Here is a 13,656-nt window from a genome sequence, read left to right on the forward strand (position 1 = left end):
AGTTGGCGATGCGACGTCGGAACCTTGTCCCGGGCAGCGGCGCGCTGCTGGCCGCCCTCACTGCCGATCAGGCGAGCAAGGCACTGGTCGTCGCGGAGGCCGCGCGTCTCGCGGGCGGCGTGCCGTTCGCGCCCGGCTTCAACCTTGTCTTCGGGCGCAACTCCGGCGTGACCTTCGGGCTCTTCGGTGATGTGCCCTGGTGGGGGCTCGCCCTCGTCGCGGCCGCGATCTGCGCGTGGCTTCTGCGGATCATGGTCGCGGCCCCGACGCGCAGCGAGGCCGTCGCCGCCGGGATGATCGTGGGCGGCGCGCTCGGAAACGTCGTGGACCGCATCCGCTTCGGCGCGGTCACCGACTTCCTCGATTTCTATGCCGGGGCCTGGCACTGGCCGGCCTTCAACTTCGCCGACGTGGCGGTGGTGTGCGGCGCGGCGCTGCTGGTCCTGCGCCCGCTCATGGGCCGCCGCGCCGCATGACGGCCGCCGTCGCGGGCCTCGGCCGCGGCGTGCCGGTCCTGCCGCTGGCCTTCGCGGCGGGTGCCGCGGCGGTCCTCGCCCTGCCGCCCTTCTCGGTGCTGCCGGCCGCGCCGCTGGCCTTCGGGGCGCTGTTCCTTCTGGTGTCGGGGGCAGGGACATGGCGGGCCTTCGCGCTCGGCTGGGTCTTCGGGCTGGGGCATTTCGCTTTCGGGCTCTCCTGGATCGCGGAAAGTTTCACTGTCGAGGCCGAGCGCTACGGCTGGATGGCCGTTCCCGCCATCTCGGGCCTGAGCGCGCTTCTCGCTCTGTTCCCGGCCCTGGCCTGCGCGGCCTTCGCGCGGCTGCGGATTGGCGGCGCGACGGGCGCGACCGCCTTCGCGGCCTGTTGGACGGCGACCGAGTGGCTGCGCGGCCATGTGCTAACCGGGTTTCCCTGGAACCTTTCGGGGTACGCCCTGGCGGAGTTCGACCCGCTCCGGCAACCCGCCGCCTGGATCGGCAGCTACGGCCTTGGGTTCGTGTTGGTCCTAGTCTCCGCGCTCGCGGCGGGCGCGCTGCGGGCTGAGGGGCGGCGGCGGGCGGGCGCGCTGGCCCTCGCCGGGCTTCTCTGTTTCGCGCTCGCGGGCGCCGGATGGCTGCGGCTGGCCGCGGCGCCGGTCAAGGAGACGGGGATCCGCCTTCGGATCGTGCAGGGCAACGTCGCACAGGCCGACAAGTGGCGTCCCGAGCTGCGCGCGGAGACCTTCGCGCGCTACCTGCGCCTGTCGAGCCGGCCCGGCGCGTTCGACGTGCTGCTCTGGCCGGAGACGGCCTTTCCGGGCTATCTCGACGAGGATGCGGCGGCCGCGGATCGCATCGCGGGGATGCTCGGGCCGGGCCGGGTCCTGCTGACGGGAGCGCCCAGCCGCGTCGCGGACGGGCAGGGCGCGCGCTACTTCAACGCCGTGCAGGCCTTTGACGCCGGCGGCCCGGTCGGCCGATACGCGAAGCACCACCTCGTTCCCTTCGGAGAGTACGTGCCGCGCTGGCTGCCCATCGAGCGCCTGGTGGAGACGCCGGGCGACTTCACGCCGGGGCCGGGGCCGCGCACGCTGGCGCTGCCGGGCCTGCCGCCGGTCGGGGTCGCCATCTGCTACGAGATCGTCTTCCCGGGTGCCGTGGTGGACGACGCCATCCGGCCGGACTGGATCTTCAACGCCACCAACGACGCGTGGTTCGGCACCTCGATCGGACCCCGCCAGCATCTCGCCTCCGCCCGGATGCGCGCGGTCGAGGAAGGGCTGCCGGTCGTGCGGGCGGCGAACACGGGCATCTCGGCGGTGATCGATGCGGAGGGCCGCATCCGCGACCGTCTGGAGATGAAGCGGACCGGTGTCATCGACGCCGCGCTTCCCGCCCCCCGGCCCGCGACGCTTTACGCGCGGCTCGGCGATCTGGTGCTGGCACCCCTCGTGCTGATGGCGCTGCTGCTGGCATGGCTGACGGATGGCGGAAGGGCCGGCCTGCGGCGGCGGGCCTGAAGGAGAGGCGCCACCGGGCCGTCAGGCGTAGATGTCGACGGGCGTGCCGTCGCGGACCATGGCATAGACCTCCTCGATCTGGCGATCGGTGACGGCGATGCAGCCCGCCGTCCAGTCGCGCAGGTCGGTCGGGTCGATGCCGCGCCTGGGCCCGCCATGGATGAAGATGTCGCCGCCCGGCTTCTTGCCGGCGGCCTCGGCGAAGGCGATGTCGGCTTCGTTCGGGTAGGAGATGCCGATGGACAGATGGAACTTGCTGTCGGGGTTGCGGCGGTCGATGACGTAGGTCCCTTCGGGCGTCTTGCCGTCCCCCTCGAACTGCTTGTGGCCCACCGGCGCGAAACCCAGCCCGATCGGATAGGTCCGCAGGATGCCTTCACTGCCCTCCAAGGCCAGCAGCCGTCGGCTCTTGAAGAGCCGCAGCCGCGTCACCGCCGGTCCGTCATAGGATCGGAACTTGCCGGCGCAGCCGGAAAGGAGGGCGCCCGCGCCCCCCAGAAGCGCCGCGCGGCGCGTCAATATCGTGGTCATGCCTGCCCCTCGCGCCCCGTGTTCCGGTGGCCGCTGTTATTGCGTCGAGACTACGCGGCGGCGGGCCGCCGATCAATGCCCGTGCGCCAGCGCCCCCTGCGCCATGCGCGTAGCCACCCGCTCGCCGCCTTCAGGCGGCGGCGCGTCGCCCCCGGCCCGCAGAAGGCGCATCGCATTGGCCACGACCAGGAGCGACACGCCCACGTCGGCGGCGATGGCGCCCCACATGGAGGCCAGTCCGAACGCCGTCAGTCCGACGAACAGCGCCTTGGTGGCGAGCGCCAGCGCGATGTTCTGGCGGATGACGCCCATGGTCCGTCGCGAGTGCCCGACGAGCCACGGAACCTTGCCGATGTCGTCGGTCATCAGCGCGATGTCCGCCGTCTCGATGGCCGCATCCGAACCGACGGCGCCCATCGCGATGGCGAAATGCGCCCGCGCCATGGCCGGCGCGTCGTTCACCCCGTCGCCGATCATGGCGACCACGTCATGGCGCGCGACCAGTTCCTCGATGGCTGCGACCTTGTCCTCGGGCAGCAGCTCCGCGCGGACCTCGTCGATGCCGACCTCGGCGGCGACCGCGCGCGCCGTGCGTTCGTTGTCGCCCGTGAGCATGACGATGGTCGTCACGCCTTGTTCATGGAGCCGCGCCACGATCCCCCTTGCGTCGAGACGGATGCGGTCGCGCAGCGCGATGAGCCCCATCAGCCGGTCGCCCGACCCGACGGCCACAAGGGTGCTGCCCGCGCCTTCGATCCGCTCCGCCAGGTCGCGCGGGATCGCGTCCCCCAGCCCCTTCTCGGCGGCGAAACGGTCGGAGCCGAGCCAGATCGGCGCCCCCCGCCACGTCCCCTCGACGCCGCGGCCGGGAACGGTGCGCGTGTCCTCAGCGGCCGCGCGGGCGATGCCGTCGCGCTCGCCACGGGCCAGGATCGCGCGCGCCAAGGGGTGCGAGGAACGCGCCTCGAGCGCCACGGCCGCCTCCAGCAGGTCGCGCTCGGAGGCGTCGCCCAAGGGGTGCAGCCCCGCCACCTCCGGCTCGCCCATCGTGATCGTGCCGGTCTTGTCCATGGCCAGCGCGGTCATCCGGGCAGGCGCCTCGACATAGGCCCCGCCCTTGATCAGAACGCCGCTGCGCGCCGAGGAGGCCAGCGCCGCGACGATCGAGACGGGGGTGGAGATGACCAGCGCGCAGGGGCAGGCGATCACCAGCAGCACCAGCGCGTTGTAGATCCAGTAATCCCAGGCCGCGCCCAACAGGAGCGGCGGCAGAAGCGCGATCAGCACGGCCAGGGCCATGACGATGGGCGTGTAGACGCGGGCGAAGCGGGCCACCCACTGCTCGACCTCGGCGCGGCGCGAATGAGCGTCCCCCACCATGCGGATGATCTTGGACAGCACCGTGTCCGAAGCGGGCTTGGTCGCGCGCACCGTCAGCGTGCCCTCGCCGTTGATCGTGCCGGCATAGACCTCGTCGCCGGCCTCCTTGGGAACGAGCGCGCTCTCGCCGGTGATCGGCGCCTGGTCGACGGCACCCGCGCCGTCCGTCACCTCGCCGTCGAGAGGGATGCGGTCGCCGCCGCGCACCACGAAGCGCGCGCCGACCGCGACCTCGGCGGCCGGCACGTCCGCCTCCGAGCCGTCGTCCCGGATCACCCGCGCCGTGGGCGGCGCGAGGTCCAGCAGCGCGGCGACCGCGTTCCTTGCGCGCCCCACGCTCCAGCTCTCAAGCGTCAGCGACAGGGCGAAGAAGAAGGCCACCGTCGCCGCCTCGAAATACTCGCCGAGCGCGATGGCGCCCGCGACGGCCACGACCATCAGCAGGTTCATGTCGGGCGCGAGCCGCCGCGCCGCCGACCACGCCTTCGGCGCGACGAGCCAGACGCCGAACAGGATCGCGATCAGGAAGGCGACCACCTCGATCAGCGGCATGGGCACCTCGCCATGACCCGAGAACAACCCGACCGCGCCGATGGCGCCGGACTCGAAGACGTGCCAGCCGAAGCCGGCCGCCCAGAAGCCGCCCGAGATGGCGGTGAAAAGCCGCTGGCGGCGGAAATGCGCGGCCTGGTCGGCCTCCGCGGTTTCCGCGTCCCAGGGCTTGGCGCTCATCCCGGTGGAGCCGACGATCTTCACGATCTGGTCGTCGCGCAGGGGCTTCGCGCCCTCCAGCACGGTCATCCGGCCGTTGAGCACGTCGAAGGCCAGATGCTCGGCGCCGCCCACCTCGGGCCCGACCACGCGGCTCAGGATCGCTACCTCCTCGGCGCAGTCGAGGCCGTTGACGCGGAAGCTGCGCCCCGCCTCGGGCGGCGGCGCGCTCGAGGCCTGCGGGACCTCCGAGGCCTGCAAGGCCTGCCCGCCGCAGCAGGTGTCGTTTGCCACTCCGTGCTCGTCTTCGTGCTCTGCGCGCCGTTCCATGAAGGTCTCCTGCCGAACGTCCGGCCCGTAAGATGGGTGCTCTAGCCGCTAGAGGTTCAAGGGGTTTCGGCATGGGCATCGACCTTTTCCACAGTTCGCGAACCGATCGGGCGGCTTTCGCGTTTCTGGAAGGACTTGTCACGCGGAGGCCTGCCATGGCGGGGAAGAACGACCGGGACGCGAACCTCAAGCGCGGCATTCGCGTCGAGATCGCCAGCCTCGTCTACAACATCTTGGAGGTCGTCGTGTCCGTAACCGCGGGTCTGCTCACGGACAGCGCGGCGCTGGTCAGCTGGGGTCTGGACAGCACGGTCGAGGCCACTTCGGCGGGCACGCTCATCTGGCGGCTGCGCGGTGAGGCGAAGGGCGGGGACCGCCGCACGGTGCTGCACCGCAAGAAGGTCGCGCTCTCGGTCGTGGCCTGCGCCTTCTGGATCGTGGTCGCGGCGATCCTCTACGAGGCGGTAAGCGCTTTCCTGTCGCAGGAGGCGCCCGGCTTCAACTGGTGGGGCATCTCGATCCTGTTCGTCTCGCTCGTGGTCAACCCGTTCCTGGCTTGGGGAAAGTACCGCTACGGCAAGCGGCTGGACTCGCCCGCCCTGAAATACGACGCCAAGGACACGATGATCTGCCAGTACCAGACGGTGGTGGTCCTGGTTGGGATCGGCCTGACGCAGTGGCAGGGCTGGTGGTGGGCCGACCCCGTGGCGGCGCTGCTGATCGTGCCCTATGTCGCCTGGGAAGGGTTCGAGGCCACGAAGGACGCCTGGTCGGTCGATCCGGACGATGTCGAGGCCGCCGCCTGACGTTCGGAAGCCTGGTTGAAATCGGCAAAACCGGTGACGAAGGAGCCAACGACATGATGATCGACGGATGCATGATGGGTGGGATGGGGTCGATGATGGGCGTCATGGGAGCCGGGACGCTCGTGATTACCGTCGTCCTCGTCGGGATCGGCTTCGGGGCCGGATACGCGGTGGCCGGGCGGCGCTAGCGCCGCCCGGCCGTTTTGTGCAGACCGTTCCAACGAGAATACCGGCTCACCCCGCGGCAGAACGTGTCGTACGGCGCGGCCATGACGGCTTCGATCTGCGGGTCGGCAAGACGATAGTGGATGGTTTGGGCCTCGCACCGGGTAGCGAACACGCCGCCCCCGCGCAGCTTGGCGAGGTGCTGGGACAGTGCGGCCTGGCTCAGGCCCACCACATCCTGCAGCGCGCCGGCCGACGCCTCGCCCTCGGCCAAAAGGCACAGGATCAAGCTGATGTATCCCAACATGGGGTCGAGCCGGGCCGACTTCCCCGACGGCTCGGTGTCCGAACTGTGGGACTCGATCCAGGCGGTCCTGGCCTTGCCCGAGGAGACGCGCCTGTTCGTCGGTCACGACTACGGCACCGAGGATCGCGGCGAGCCGATGTGGGGGGGGCACCGTGGCCGAGCACCTGGCATCGAACAAGCAAGTCGGGCGGGGCGCAACGAAGGCGGAGTTCATCGAGACCCGCGAGGCGCGCGACGCTCTCCTGTCGTTGCCCGACCGGATGCTGCATGCGTGCAGGTCAACCTGTGCGGCGGCGCACTGCCCGCGCCGGAGGCGGACGGGCACGCCTACTTCAAGATCCCCGCCAACCGGTTCTAGACCGAGGCGCAAGCGAAAGGACGACGGCATGAGCATGAGCATGAAGGACTTGGTGGTCGAGGCGCGCGAACGGATCGCGCCGGTCGCCCCAAAGGACGCGGGGGAGGGGCTGATCCTCGACGTGCGCGAGCCGGGCGAGCTGGAGCAGAAGGGCCGCGTGCCGGACGCGCTGCACGTCCCGCACGGCCTGCTGGAGGCGCATGCCGATCCCGAAAGCCCGATGGCCAGCGCGCGGCTGACGGCGGCGCGGGGCGGCGCGACGGTGGACGTGCTCTGCGCTTCGGGGGCGCGGGCGGCGCTGGCGGCGGCGATGCTGGACCGGATGGGCTACCGCGCCCGCGTGATCGAGGGCGGGCTGGAGGGCTGGGCGGCGGCGGGCCTGCCGGTCGAGCGCTGAGGCGGGGGCGGGGCGGGCCCCGTCAGGACGCCAAGGACGAGAGGAGCGTGAATGCCGCGACGCAAAGGAGCGTCCAAGCGATCATTCCCGCGGCAGCCCGTCGCCATCGCCCGCCGCCCCGTCGCAGCGTCGCGGCCTGCGCGGGCAGGGAGGCCAGCAGGGTCGCGTAGAGGTAGACGCCAGATAGGTTCTCGAAGGCGGCCGCCCGCGCCAGCGTCGGCGCCACGACCCGCAGCGCCGTCATCCTGTCGCCCCCGAAGGAGCCGAACCAGCCGGCGGCGAAGACGAAGACGGCCGCATGCAGCAGCGCGAGGACGGCAAGCCGCAGCGGCGCGTCGATCAGCAGCGCGGGCCGTCCACGCCGGGCCGTGCCGTGCAGGACGGCACCCGCCCAGGTGGCGATGAAGACGACCGGCAGGCCGTTCACCACGACCTGCCGGATCAGCAGCCACAGGGCCGCCGACCCGCCGTGCCGCAGCATCTCGGCCGCGCCGGGGCGGAACGCAATGTAGGCCGCCAGCGGCAGGGTCAATGCGGCGAGGCTGAGCGCCAGGAGGTTGCGCGCGAAGCGCATCGGCCGCAGGCTCGGGTCGAAATGCCGGTCGAGGCTTTTCAGATGAGCACGACCTTCACCCCCACGGGCACCTTCGCGTAAAGGTCCTCAATCATCGTGTTGTAGAGGCCGATGCAGCCCGAGGACGAACGCCGCCCGATCTTGCGCGTGTCGTGGGTGCCGTGGATCAGGTAGGCCGGCCAGTCGAGATAGAGTGCGCGCGTGCCCAGCGGGTTGCCCGGATCGCCCCCCTCCATACGGATCGGCAGCGAAGGGTCGCGCTCGCGCATGTCGGGCGTGGGCGTCCAGGACGGGTTCTCGCGCTTGCGCACGACTTCCGTGTAGCCGCGGCGCGTCAACTCGTCGGTCATCGGCACCGAGGTCGGATAGAGCGTCATTCGTCCGTCCGCGTCCCAATGCTGAAGGGCGCGGGTGTTCGTGTCCGAGACGATGCGACCGGATCCGAGGGCGTCGAAATGATCGCGCCAGTCGTGTGGGACGAAATAGGATGTATTGCGGCGGGTCTCGGACTGCGCCAGGGCGGGGGCCGCCAGGCCGGTCAACGCTGCGGCCATGCCGCCCGTGATCACGGCGCGGCGCCGTTGGTAATCGGACATCTTCGGTCTCCTCTGCTCGATGCCGCGACATGCGTCCGGCCGGAGGATCGGCTCGGGCCTTCCAGCGCGGAAAGGTCAAGCGCCATCGCCGCCTCGGCGCAGGTTCGCCGACATGGCGCCGGCGGCCTTGCGCTCCGTCCGGGGCGACGGTCCGACGACCGGGGATCAGCGCGCCTCGCGCACCCTCGCGACCGCCTCCGCCAGCGTCCCGGCGTCGACGAGGCCGGGCAGCAGGGTCTCGCCCACCACGAAGGAAGGCGTGCCGGAGAAGCCGAGCAGATCGGCCAGCCGCATGGATTCCTCGATGTGGGCGTCGACCTCCGGCGCCTCCATGTCCGCCAGCAGCCGCTCGACGTCGAGCCCGACCTCCCCGGCGACGCGCAGCACCGAGGCGCGCTCGGCCCGGCCCGACAGGCCCATGAGGGCCCAGTGGAACGGCTCGTAGAGGCCCTGCTCGCGGGCGGCCAGCGCCGCGCGGGCGGCGAACACGCTGCCCTCGCCCAGGATCGGCCATTCGCGGCCGACGACGCGCACGCCGGGATCGTCCGACATGAGCTCGGACAGGACCGGCTTGGCGCGGCGGCAATAGGGGCAGTTGTAGTCGAAGAACTCGATCACCGCGACGTCGCCGGCCGGGTCGCCCAGCACGGGCGCGTCAGCGAGCAGCGCCTGCCGCTCCGCCGCGACCACGGAGCGGGCCGCGTCCATGCGGGCGGTCTCCTCCCGCTGTTGCAGGATGCCCACGGCCTCCATGACAATCTCGGGATTTTCCAGGATCGCCTCAAGGGCGAGACGCTTGACCTCCTCCGCCGTCATCTCGTCGGCGAGGGCGGGGGCGCCGGTGAGCGCGGCGGCCAGCAGGGCCGTGGCGAGACGGAGAGACGGTATGGGCATCGTGGAGCCTCATGTCCATGGCAGGGCAGGGCGCGATCGCGCACCCGGCGCCCGGTCTACGAAGCGGACCGTCGGACCCTCCCATGCGGGAAGGTCAAGCGCCTCATTCCGCCGGGGCGGCCATCGTGTCGCCGCGGGGCGCCGGCACCGGAACGGACGTCTCGCGCATCGGCGGCGACCAGCGGCGCAGGCGCAGCGCGTTGCCGAGGACGAAGACCGAGGAGAGGGCCATCGCTCCGGCGGCGAAGATCGGCGAGAGCAGGAGGCCGAAGGCGGGATAGAGCACGCCCGCCGCGACCGGCAGGAGCGCCGTATTGTAGGCGAAGGCCCAGAACAGGTTCTGCCGGATGTTGCGCAGCGTCGCCTTGGACAGCGCGATGGCGTTCGGCACGCCCCTGAGCGAGCCCGACATCAGCACTACGTCGGCCGCTTCGATCGCCACGTCGGTGCCGGTGCCGATGGCGAGGCCCACATCCGCCTCGGCCAACGCGGGGGCGTCGTTGAGCCCGTCTCCCACGAAGGCCAGCCGGCCATGCGCGGCCCGGAGCGCCTTGACGGCCTCGACCTTACCATCGGGCAGGACCTCGGCGACGACCTCGTCGATCCCGAGGCGGCGCGCGATGGCGTCCGCCGTCCGGCGGTTGTCGCCGGTGATCATCGCGACCTTAAGGCCGAGATCGTGCAGGGTGCGGATCGCCTCGGGGGTGGTCTCCTTGATCGGGTCGGCGACCGCGACGATGGCGGCGAGCTTGCCGCCCACGGCCGCGTAGAGCGGCGTCTTGCCCTCGTCGCCGAGCCGCTCGGCGGCCTCGGTGAAGACCGAGACGTCATATCCGAGGGAGACCATGTACCGATCGGCGCCGATCTCGATGGGCCTGCCGCCCACCATGGCCGAGACGCCCATGCCCGTCACGCTCTCGAAGCTCGCGACCTCGGGGAGATCGAGCCCCTCCGCCTCCGCGGCCGCGACGATGGCGCGCGCGATGGGATGCTCGGACTTCGCCTCGCCGGCGGCGACGCGGGCCAGCACGTCCGCCGGGTCGAAGCCGTCCGCGACGTCGAGATCCGTCATCCGCGGCTCGCCCTCGGTCAGCGTGCCGGTCTTGTCGAGCGCGACCACGCGGGCCTCGTTGAGAAGCTGAAGCGCTTCGCCCTTGCGGAAGAGGACGCCCATCTCTGCGCCGCGCCCGGTGCCCACCATGATCGAGGTCGGCGTGGCGAGCCCCATGGCGCAGGGGCAGGCGATGATGAGGACGGCCACCGCGTTGACGAGGCCGAAGGTCAGCGCCGGGTCGGGCCCGAAGAAGAACCACACGCCGAAGGTCAGGGCCGCGAGCGTGATGACGGCGGGGACGAAGTACATCGTCACCTTGTCCACGAGGGCCTGGATCGGCAGCTTCCCGCCCTGCGCCTCCTCGACCATGCGGATGATTTGCGAGAGCATCGTGTCGCCGCCGACGGCCGTGGCGCGGAAGGACAGTGCCCCGGTCTGGTTGACCGTCCCGCCGACGACGGTGGCGCCCGCTTCCTTGGACACCGGGATGGGCTCGCCGGTGATCATCGACTCGTCGACGTAGCTCCCGCCCTCGACCACCTCGCCGTCCACCGGCACGCGCTCACCCGGGCGCAGCTCGACCACGTCGCCTGGGGCCACGTCGGCCACGGCGATCTCGATGATCTCGCCGTCCCGGCGCACGCGCGCCGTCTTGGCCTGGAGCCCGACGAGACGCTGGATCGCCTCCGAGGTGCGCCCCTTGGCGCGGGCTTCCAGCCAGCGGCCGACGAGGATCAGCGTGGCGATCACGGCGGCCGCCTCGAAGTAGACGTTCACCGTGCCCTCGGGCAGCAGCCCCGGGGCGAAGAGCGCCACGACCGAGAAGAGATATGCGGCGGACGTGCCCACGGCGACGAGGCTGTTCATGTCCGGCGCGCCCTTGAAGAGCGCCGGGAAGCCCTTGGCGTAGAACTGGAGACCGGGTCCGAAGAGGACGAGGGTGGTTAGAGCAAACTGGATCATCCAGTTGGCCTGCATCCCGATCGTGTTCATGACGAGGTCGTGGATGGCGGGGATCAGGTGGCTGCCCATCTCCAGGGCGAAGATCGGGAGCGTCAGCAGGCCGGCGATCAGGATGCTGCGACGCAGGCGACCGGCCTCCTCGTCGCGCTTCGCCGCGGCCGCGTCCCGCGATCCCTGGTCTCCCGCGACCTCGCGCGCCGCGTATCCGGCGGCCCCGGCGGCCGCGATCAGCGCCGCGGGATCGGCCGTCCCGCGCACCGTCGCACGCCCCGTGGCGAGGTTGACGTTCGCTTCCGCGACGCCGGGAACCGCTGCCAGTGCCCTTTCGACCCGGCCCGTACAGGACGCGCAGGACATGTCCTCCACCGCAAGCTCAACGGTCGTGGCGGGCACGGCGTAGCCCGCCGTCTCGACGGCGTGCACCAGCGCGGCCCGGTCGGCCGTGCCGCGCACCGACGCGCGCCCCGTGGCGAGGTTGACGCTGGCCTCCGCGACGCCCGGAACGGCCCGCAGAGTCCGCTCGACGCGGCCGACGCAGGACGCGCAGGACATGCCTTCGACGGGTAAGGTCTGCGGGGGCGGGGCGGGGGCTGGCATCGGCACGGGTCCTCGGGCGGGCTTCGGTCGGCCGCAGACATGGAGCTTCCCCCCGCTGGAAGGTCAAGGGCCGATGCCGTGAACTTGAGATCACTGGGCATCGGTCTTATCTTCCGGTCATGGCACTGTTCCGAACCCTCTACTCTCTGCTCGTCGTCGCCTTGTTGACAGCAAGCCTGTTCGGGGCCGGTCTTGCCGCCGCCGCGGATGCCCATGGGCATGGCGAGACCCAGTTCGAACAGGGTCTTCCTACCGAAAGCACCGGCTCCATGGACGAATGCTGCCAGGACGCGAGCGACCGGGGGGCATCCTGCATGAGCGTCCTGGGCATGGCGCCCGACGCATCGGAGCCTTGCCTAGCTGCGCAGTTCCACAAGGCGATTGCAGTCCGGCCGGTCGGTTTGTCCGACGGCCGCGACCCTCACGACCTCCTCGATCCGCCGCGAACGGCCTGACGGCGCGCCCCGGTGGCGCGCCGACCCTCGTCGCGCCCGAACGGCGCGCAGCGGGCTATCGCGCCAATTAAACCGAGGAACCTGTCATGTCATTTCATTCCACTTGCCGTCCCTCCTCCGCGGGAGGTCCGTCATGAACATCGGAGAAGCCGCCGAGCGGACCGGCGTCCCCCCCAAGACGATCCGCTACTACGAGGATATCGGTCTCGTCAGGCCGACCCGGTCGGGAAACGGATACCGGGCCTTCTCGATGCGGGACGTCCACAAGCTGAACTTCCTGGGCCGGGCCCGGGCGCTCGGGTTCTCGATCGAGGATTGCCGTGCGCTACTCGCGCTTTGGAACGACGAGACGCGGTCCAGCGCCGAGGTCAAGCGGCTCGCCCAAGACCACCTCACCGCGATCGAGGCTAAGATCACCGCCCTGCGGGAGATGCGCGACACGCTCACGGGACTGGTCGAGTCCTGCGCCGGCGACGACCGGCCGGACTGTCCAATCATCGAGACGCTGAGCGCGCGCGACGGTGCCCATGCCTGAACATCGCCACCGAGGGCACGGCAGCCACATCGCCGGAAGCGGCCGTGCCCTCGCGATCTCCGCGTGGCTGACGGGGGTCTACTTCCTGATCGAGCTCGCCGTCGGCCTCTGGATCGGCTCGGTCGCCGTCCTGTCGGACGCGCTACACACCTTTTCGGCCGTGGGCGGGGTGCTGGTCGCCTTGGTCGCAGCCCGGATCGCTCGCCGCCCGGCGGACGCGGCCTACAGCTTCGGCCGCAAGCGCGCGGAGGTGATCGGCGCGCTCGTCAACGGCGCGTTCCTGCTGGGCATGGCGGTCCTGGTGATCGTCATGGGGGCGATGCGCCTCGGGCAGCCGATCGACCTGCCCACGGCGCCGATGCTGTGGGTCGCGGCGGGCGGGCTGGTCACGGAAATCGTCTCGCTGGCGCTGCTCTGGCAACAGCAGAAGATCGACCTCAACGTGCGCGGGGCCTATTGGCATATCCTTCAGACCTTCGTCGGCAGCCTCATCATCGTCGTCGCGGCGGTCGTCATCCGGTTCACCGGGTTCCTCGCGATCGACCCGCTTCTGGGCATGGCCTTCGGGCTCGTACTGCTCTGGGCTGGGTGGGGCATCCTGCGCGAGGCCCTCCGCATCCTGATGGACGCGACCCCGCCGGAGATCGACCTTGCGGCCGTCGTAGCGCGTCTGGCGAAGATCGATGGGGTCCGGGAAGTCTACCACGCGCATGCCTGGCGCTTGTCCGACGGGCGCGATCTGTTCACCGCACATATCGCGCCGGAGATGGGTGCGATCAGGGCCTACGTCCTCGAGGACGCCCACCGGTTCCTGATCGAGGCCGGGTTCGGATTCTCGACGTTGCAGATCGAGGAAAGGGTCGCTGTCGACGATCCCGCGCCCGATTTAAACGTCGTCCGGAACGGCCGCTCCTGAGGCTGCCGGAACCTTCCAGCGCTGGACCTACGTTCAATCCAAGACTGGTGGGCGAACGCCGCGCCCGCAAACACGCGCGACGGAGGATACT

General features: G+C 70.9%; 16 protein-coding genes. 9 read left to right on the forward strand and 7 right to left on the reverse strand.

Annotation, left to right across the window (positions count from 1 at the left end; all coding sequences use genetic code 11):
• Positions 1–8: 8 nt before the first annotated feature.
• Both lspA and lnt read left to right on the forward strand, forming a co-directional pair.
• Positions 9–476, forward strand: a complete 468-nt coding sequence (gene lspA, locus MWU52_RS01210) for a signal peptidase II (protein ID WP_246948489.1) — start codon at positions 9–11, stop codon at positions 474–476.
• Positions 473–1,996: an apolipoprotein N-acyltransferase gene (gene lnt / locus MWU52_RS01215; RefSeq protein WP_246948490.1), complete on the forward strand. Its 1,524-nt coding sequence runs from the start codon at positions 473–475 to the stop codon at positions 1,994–1,996. The genes lspA and lnt overlap by 4 nt, the downstream gene beginning before the upstream one ends.
• A gap of 21 nt (positions 1,997–2,017) precedes the next feature.
• On the opposite strand, the gene MWU52_RS01220 is transcribed toward lnt, so the two are convergent.
• Both MWU52_RS01220 and MWU52_RS01225 read right to left on the reverse strand, forming a co-directional pair.
• Positions 2,018–2,527 carry a L,D-transpeptidase family protein gene (locus MWU52_RS01220; protein ID WP_246948492.1) on the reverse strand — a complete coding sequence of 170 codons (510 nt, stop codon included), beginning with the start codon at positions 2,525–2,527 and terminating at the stop codon, positions 2,018–2,020.
• Between the two features lie 72 nt (positions 2,528–2,599).
• Positions 2,600–4,948: a cation-translocating P-type ATPase gene (locus MWU52_RS01225; protein ID WP_246948493.1), complete on the reverse strand. Its 2,349-nt coding sequence runs from the start codon at positions 4,946–4,948 to the stop codon at positions 2,600–2,602.
• A gap of 155 nt (positions 4,949–5,103) precedes the next feature.
• On the opposite strand from MWU52_RS01225, the gene MWU52_RS01230 reads away from it, so the two are divergent.
• Entirely contained in the window at positions 5,104–5,754 is a 651-nt protein-coding gene (locus MWU52_RS01230) for a cation diffusion facilitator family transporter (RefSeq protein WP_246948494.1), read from the forward strand.
• A gap of 53 nt (positions 5,755–5,807) precedes the next feature.
• On the forward strand, positions 5,808–5,942 hold the full coding sequence (locus tag MWU52_RS17920) for a hypothetical protein (RefSeq protein WP_281493878.1): 135 nt from the start codon (positions 5,808–5,810) through the stop codon (positions 5,940–5,942).
• Here MWU52_RS17920 and MWU52_RS01235 read toward each other — a convergent pair.
• Positions 5,939–6,226, reverse strand: coding sequence for a metalloregulator ArsR/SmtB family transcription factor (locus tag MWU52_RS01235; RefSeq protein ID WP_246948498.1), 288 nt, complete (start codon positions 6,224–6,226; stop codon positions 5,939–5,941). The two genes, MWU52_RS17920 and MWU52_RS01235, sit on opposite strands and share 4 nt — an antisense overlap.
• Here MWU52_RS01235 and MWU52_RS01240 point away from each other — a divergent pair.
• Together MWU52_RS01240 and MWU52_RS01245 are read left to right on the forward strand one after the other, a co-directional pair.
• Positions 6,213–6,584, forward strand: coding sequence for a hypothetical protein (locus MWU52_RS01240; protein WP_246948500.1), 372 nt, complete (start codon positions 6,213–6,215; stop codon positions 6,582–6,584). The genes MWU52_RS01235 and MWU52_RS01240 overlap by 14 nt on opposite strands.
• Before the next feature lie 28 nt (positions 6,585–6,612).
• The gene (locus MWU52_RS01245) at positions 6,613–6,981 is read left to right on the forward strand and encodes a rhodanese-like domain-containing protein (RefSeq protein ID WP_246948501.1); all 369 of its coding nucleotides are present in this window, start codon (positions 6,613–6,615) and stop codon (positions 6,979–6,981) included.
• A 22-nt stretch (positions 6,982–7,003) separates the two neighbouring features.
• Here MWU52_RS01245 and MWU52_RS01250 read toward each other — a convergent pair whose 3' ends face one another.
• The 4 genes from MWU52_RS01250 to MWU52_RS01265 all read right to left on the reverse strand — a co-directional run bounded on the left by MWU52_RS01250 (position 7,004) and on the right by MWU52_RS01265 (position 11,659).
• Positions 7,004–7,555: a hypothetical protein gene (locus MWU52_RS01250; RefSeq protein WP_246948503.1), complete on the reverse strand. Its 552-nt coding sequence runs from the start codon at positions 7,553–7,555 to the stop codon at positions 7,004–7,006.
• Between the two features lie 38 nt (positions 7,556–7,593).
• A complete protein-coding gene (locus tag MWU52_RS01255; protein ID WP_246952708.1) occupies positions 7,594–8,109 on the reverse strand; it encodes a L,D-transpeptidase in 516 nt (171 codons plus the stop codon).
• Positions 8,110–8,316: 207 nt separating this feature from the next.
• Positions 8,317–9,045, reverse strand: a complete 729-nt coding sequence (locus MWU52_RS01260) for a DsbA family protein (RefSeq protein ID WP_246948506.1) — start codon at positions 9,043–9,045, stop codon at positions 8,317–8,319.
• 103 nt (positions 9,046–9,148) lie between these two features.
• Positions 9,149–11,659: a heavy metal translocating P-type ATPase gene (locus MWU52_RS01265; protein ID WP_246948508.1), complete on the reverse strand. Its 2,511-nt coding sequence runs from the start codon at positions 11,657–11,659 to the stop codon at positions 9,149–9,151.
• A 119-nt stretch (positions 11,660–11,778) separates the two neighbouring features.
• Here MWU52_RS01265 and MWU52_RS01270 point away from each other — a divergent pair, with 119 nt between their 5' ends.
• The 3 genes from MWU52_RS01270 (at position 11,779) to MWU52_RS01280 (ending at position 13,565) form a co-directional block, all read left to right on the forward strand.
• Positions 11,779–12,114, forward strand: a complete 336-nt coding sequence (locus tag MWU52_RS01270) for a hypothetical protein (RefSeq protein WP_246948510.1) — start codon at positions 11,779–11,781, stop codon at positions 12,112–12,114.
• A 133-nt stretch (positions 12,115–12,247) separates the two neighbouring features.
• Positions 12,248–12,649, forward strand: a complete 402-nt coding sequence (gene cueR / locus MWU52_RS01275; RefSeq protein WP_246948512.1) for a Cu(I)-responsive transcriptional regulator — start codon at positions 12,248–12,250, stop codon at positions 12,647–12,649.
• Positions 12,642–13,565 (forward strand): cation diffusion facilitator family transporter, encoded by a 924-nt coding sequence (locus MWU52_RS01280; RefSeq protein ID WP_246948513.1) that lies wholly within the window; start codon positions 12,642–12,644, stop codon positions 13,563–13,565. Before cueR ends, MWU52_RS01280 begins: the two co-directional genes overlap by 8 nt.
• Positions 13,566–13,656 lie beyond the last annotated feature (91 nt).

It is taken from the genome of Jannaschia sp. S6380 (genome assembly GCF_023015695.1).
Taxonomy (GTDB): Bacteria; Pseudomonadota; Alphaproteobacteria; order Rhodobacterales; family Rhodobacteraceae; genus Jannaschia.

Coding starts and splice junctions, on each gene's coding strand:
- lspA (WP_246948489.1), top strand. CDS start 9: ATGCGACGTCGGAACCTTGTCCCGGGCAGCGGCGCGCTGCTGGCCGCC.
- lnt (WP_246948490.1), top strand. CDS start 473: ATGACGGCCGCCGTCGCGGGCCTCGGCCGCGGCGTGCCGGTCCTGCCG.
- MWU52_RS01220 (WP_246948492.1), bottom strand. CDS start 2,527: ATGACCACGATATTGACGCGCCGCGCGGCGCTTCTGGGGGGCGCGGGC.
- MWU52_RS01225 (WP_246948493.1), bottom strand. CDS start 4,948: ATGGAACGGCGCGCAGAGCACGAAGACGAGCACGGAGTGGCAAACGAC.
- MWU52_RS01230 (WP_246948494.1), top strand. CDS start 5,104: ATGGCGGGGAAGAACGACCGGGACGCGAACCTCAAGCGCGGCATTCGC.
- MWU52_RS17920 (WP_281493878.1), top strand. CDS start 5,808: ATGATGATCGACGGATGCATGATGGGTGGGATGGGGTCGATGATGGGC.
- MWU52_RS01240 (WP_246948500.1), top strand. CDS start 6,213: ATGTATCCCAACATGGGGTCGAGCCGGGCCGACTTCCCCGACGGCTCG.
- MWU52_RS01235 (WP_246948498.1), bottom strand. CDS start 6,226: ATGTTGGGATACATCAGCTTGATCCTGTGCCTTTTGGCCGAGGGCGAG.
- MWU52_RS01245 (WP_246948501.1), top strand. CDS start 6,613: ATGAGCATGAGCATGAAGGACTTGGTGGTCGAGGCGCGCGAACGGATC.
- MWU52_RS01250 (WP_246948503.1), bottom strand. CDS start 7,555: ATGCGCTTCGCGCGCAACCTCCTGGCGCTCAGCCTCGCCGCATTGACC.
- MWU52_RS01255 (WP_246952708.1), bottom strand. CDS start 8,109: ATGGCCGCAGCGTTGACCGGCCTGGCGGCCCCCGCCCTGGCGCAGTCC.
- MWU52_RS01260 (WP_246948506.1), bottom strand. CDS start 9,045: ATGCCCATACCGTCTCTCCGTCTCGCCACGGCCCTGCTGGCCGCCGCG.
- MWU52_RS01265 (WP_246948508.1), bottom strand. CDS start 11,659: ATGCCAGCCCCCGCCCCGCCCCCGCAGACCTTACCCGTCGAAGGCATG.
- MWU52_RS01270 (WP_246948510.1), top strand. CDS start 11,779: ATGGCACTGTTCCGAACCCTCTACTCTCTGCTCGTCGTCGCCTTGTTG.
- cueR (WP_246948512.1), top strand. CDS start 12,248: ATGAACATCGGAGAAGCCGCCGAGCGGACCGGCGTCCCCCCCAAGACG.
- MWU52_RS01280 (WP_246948513.1), top strand. CDS start 12,642: ATGCCTGAACATCGCCACCGAGGGCACGGCAGCCACATCGCCGGAAGC.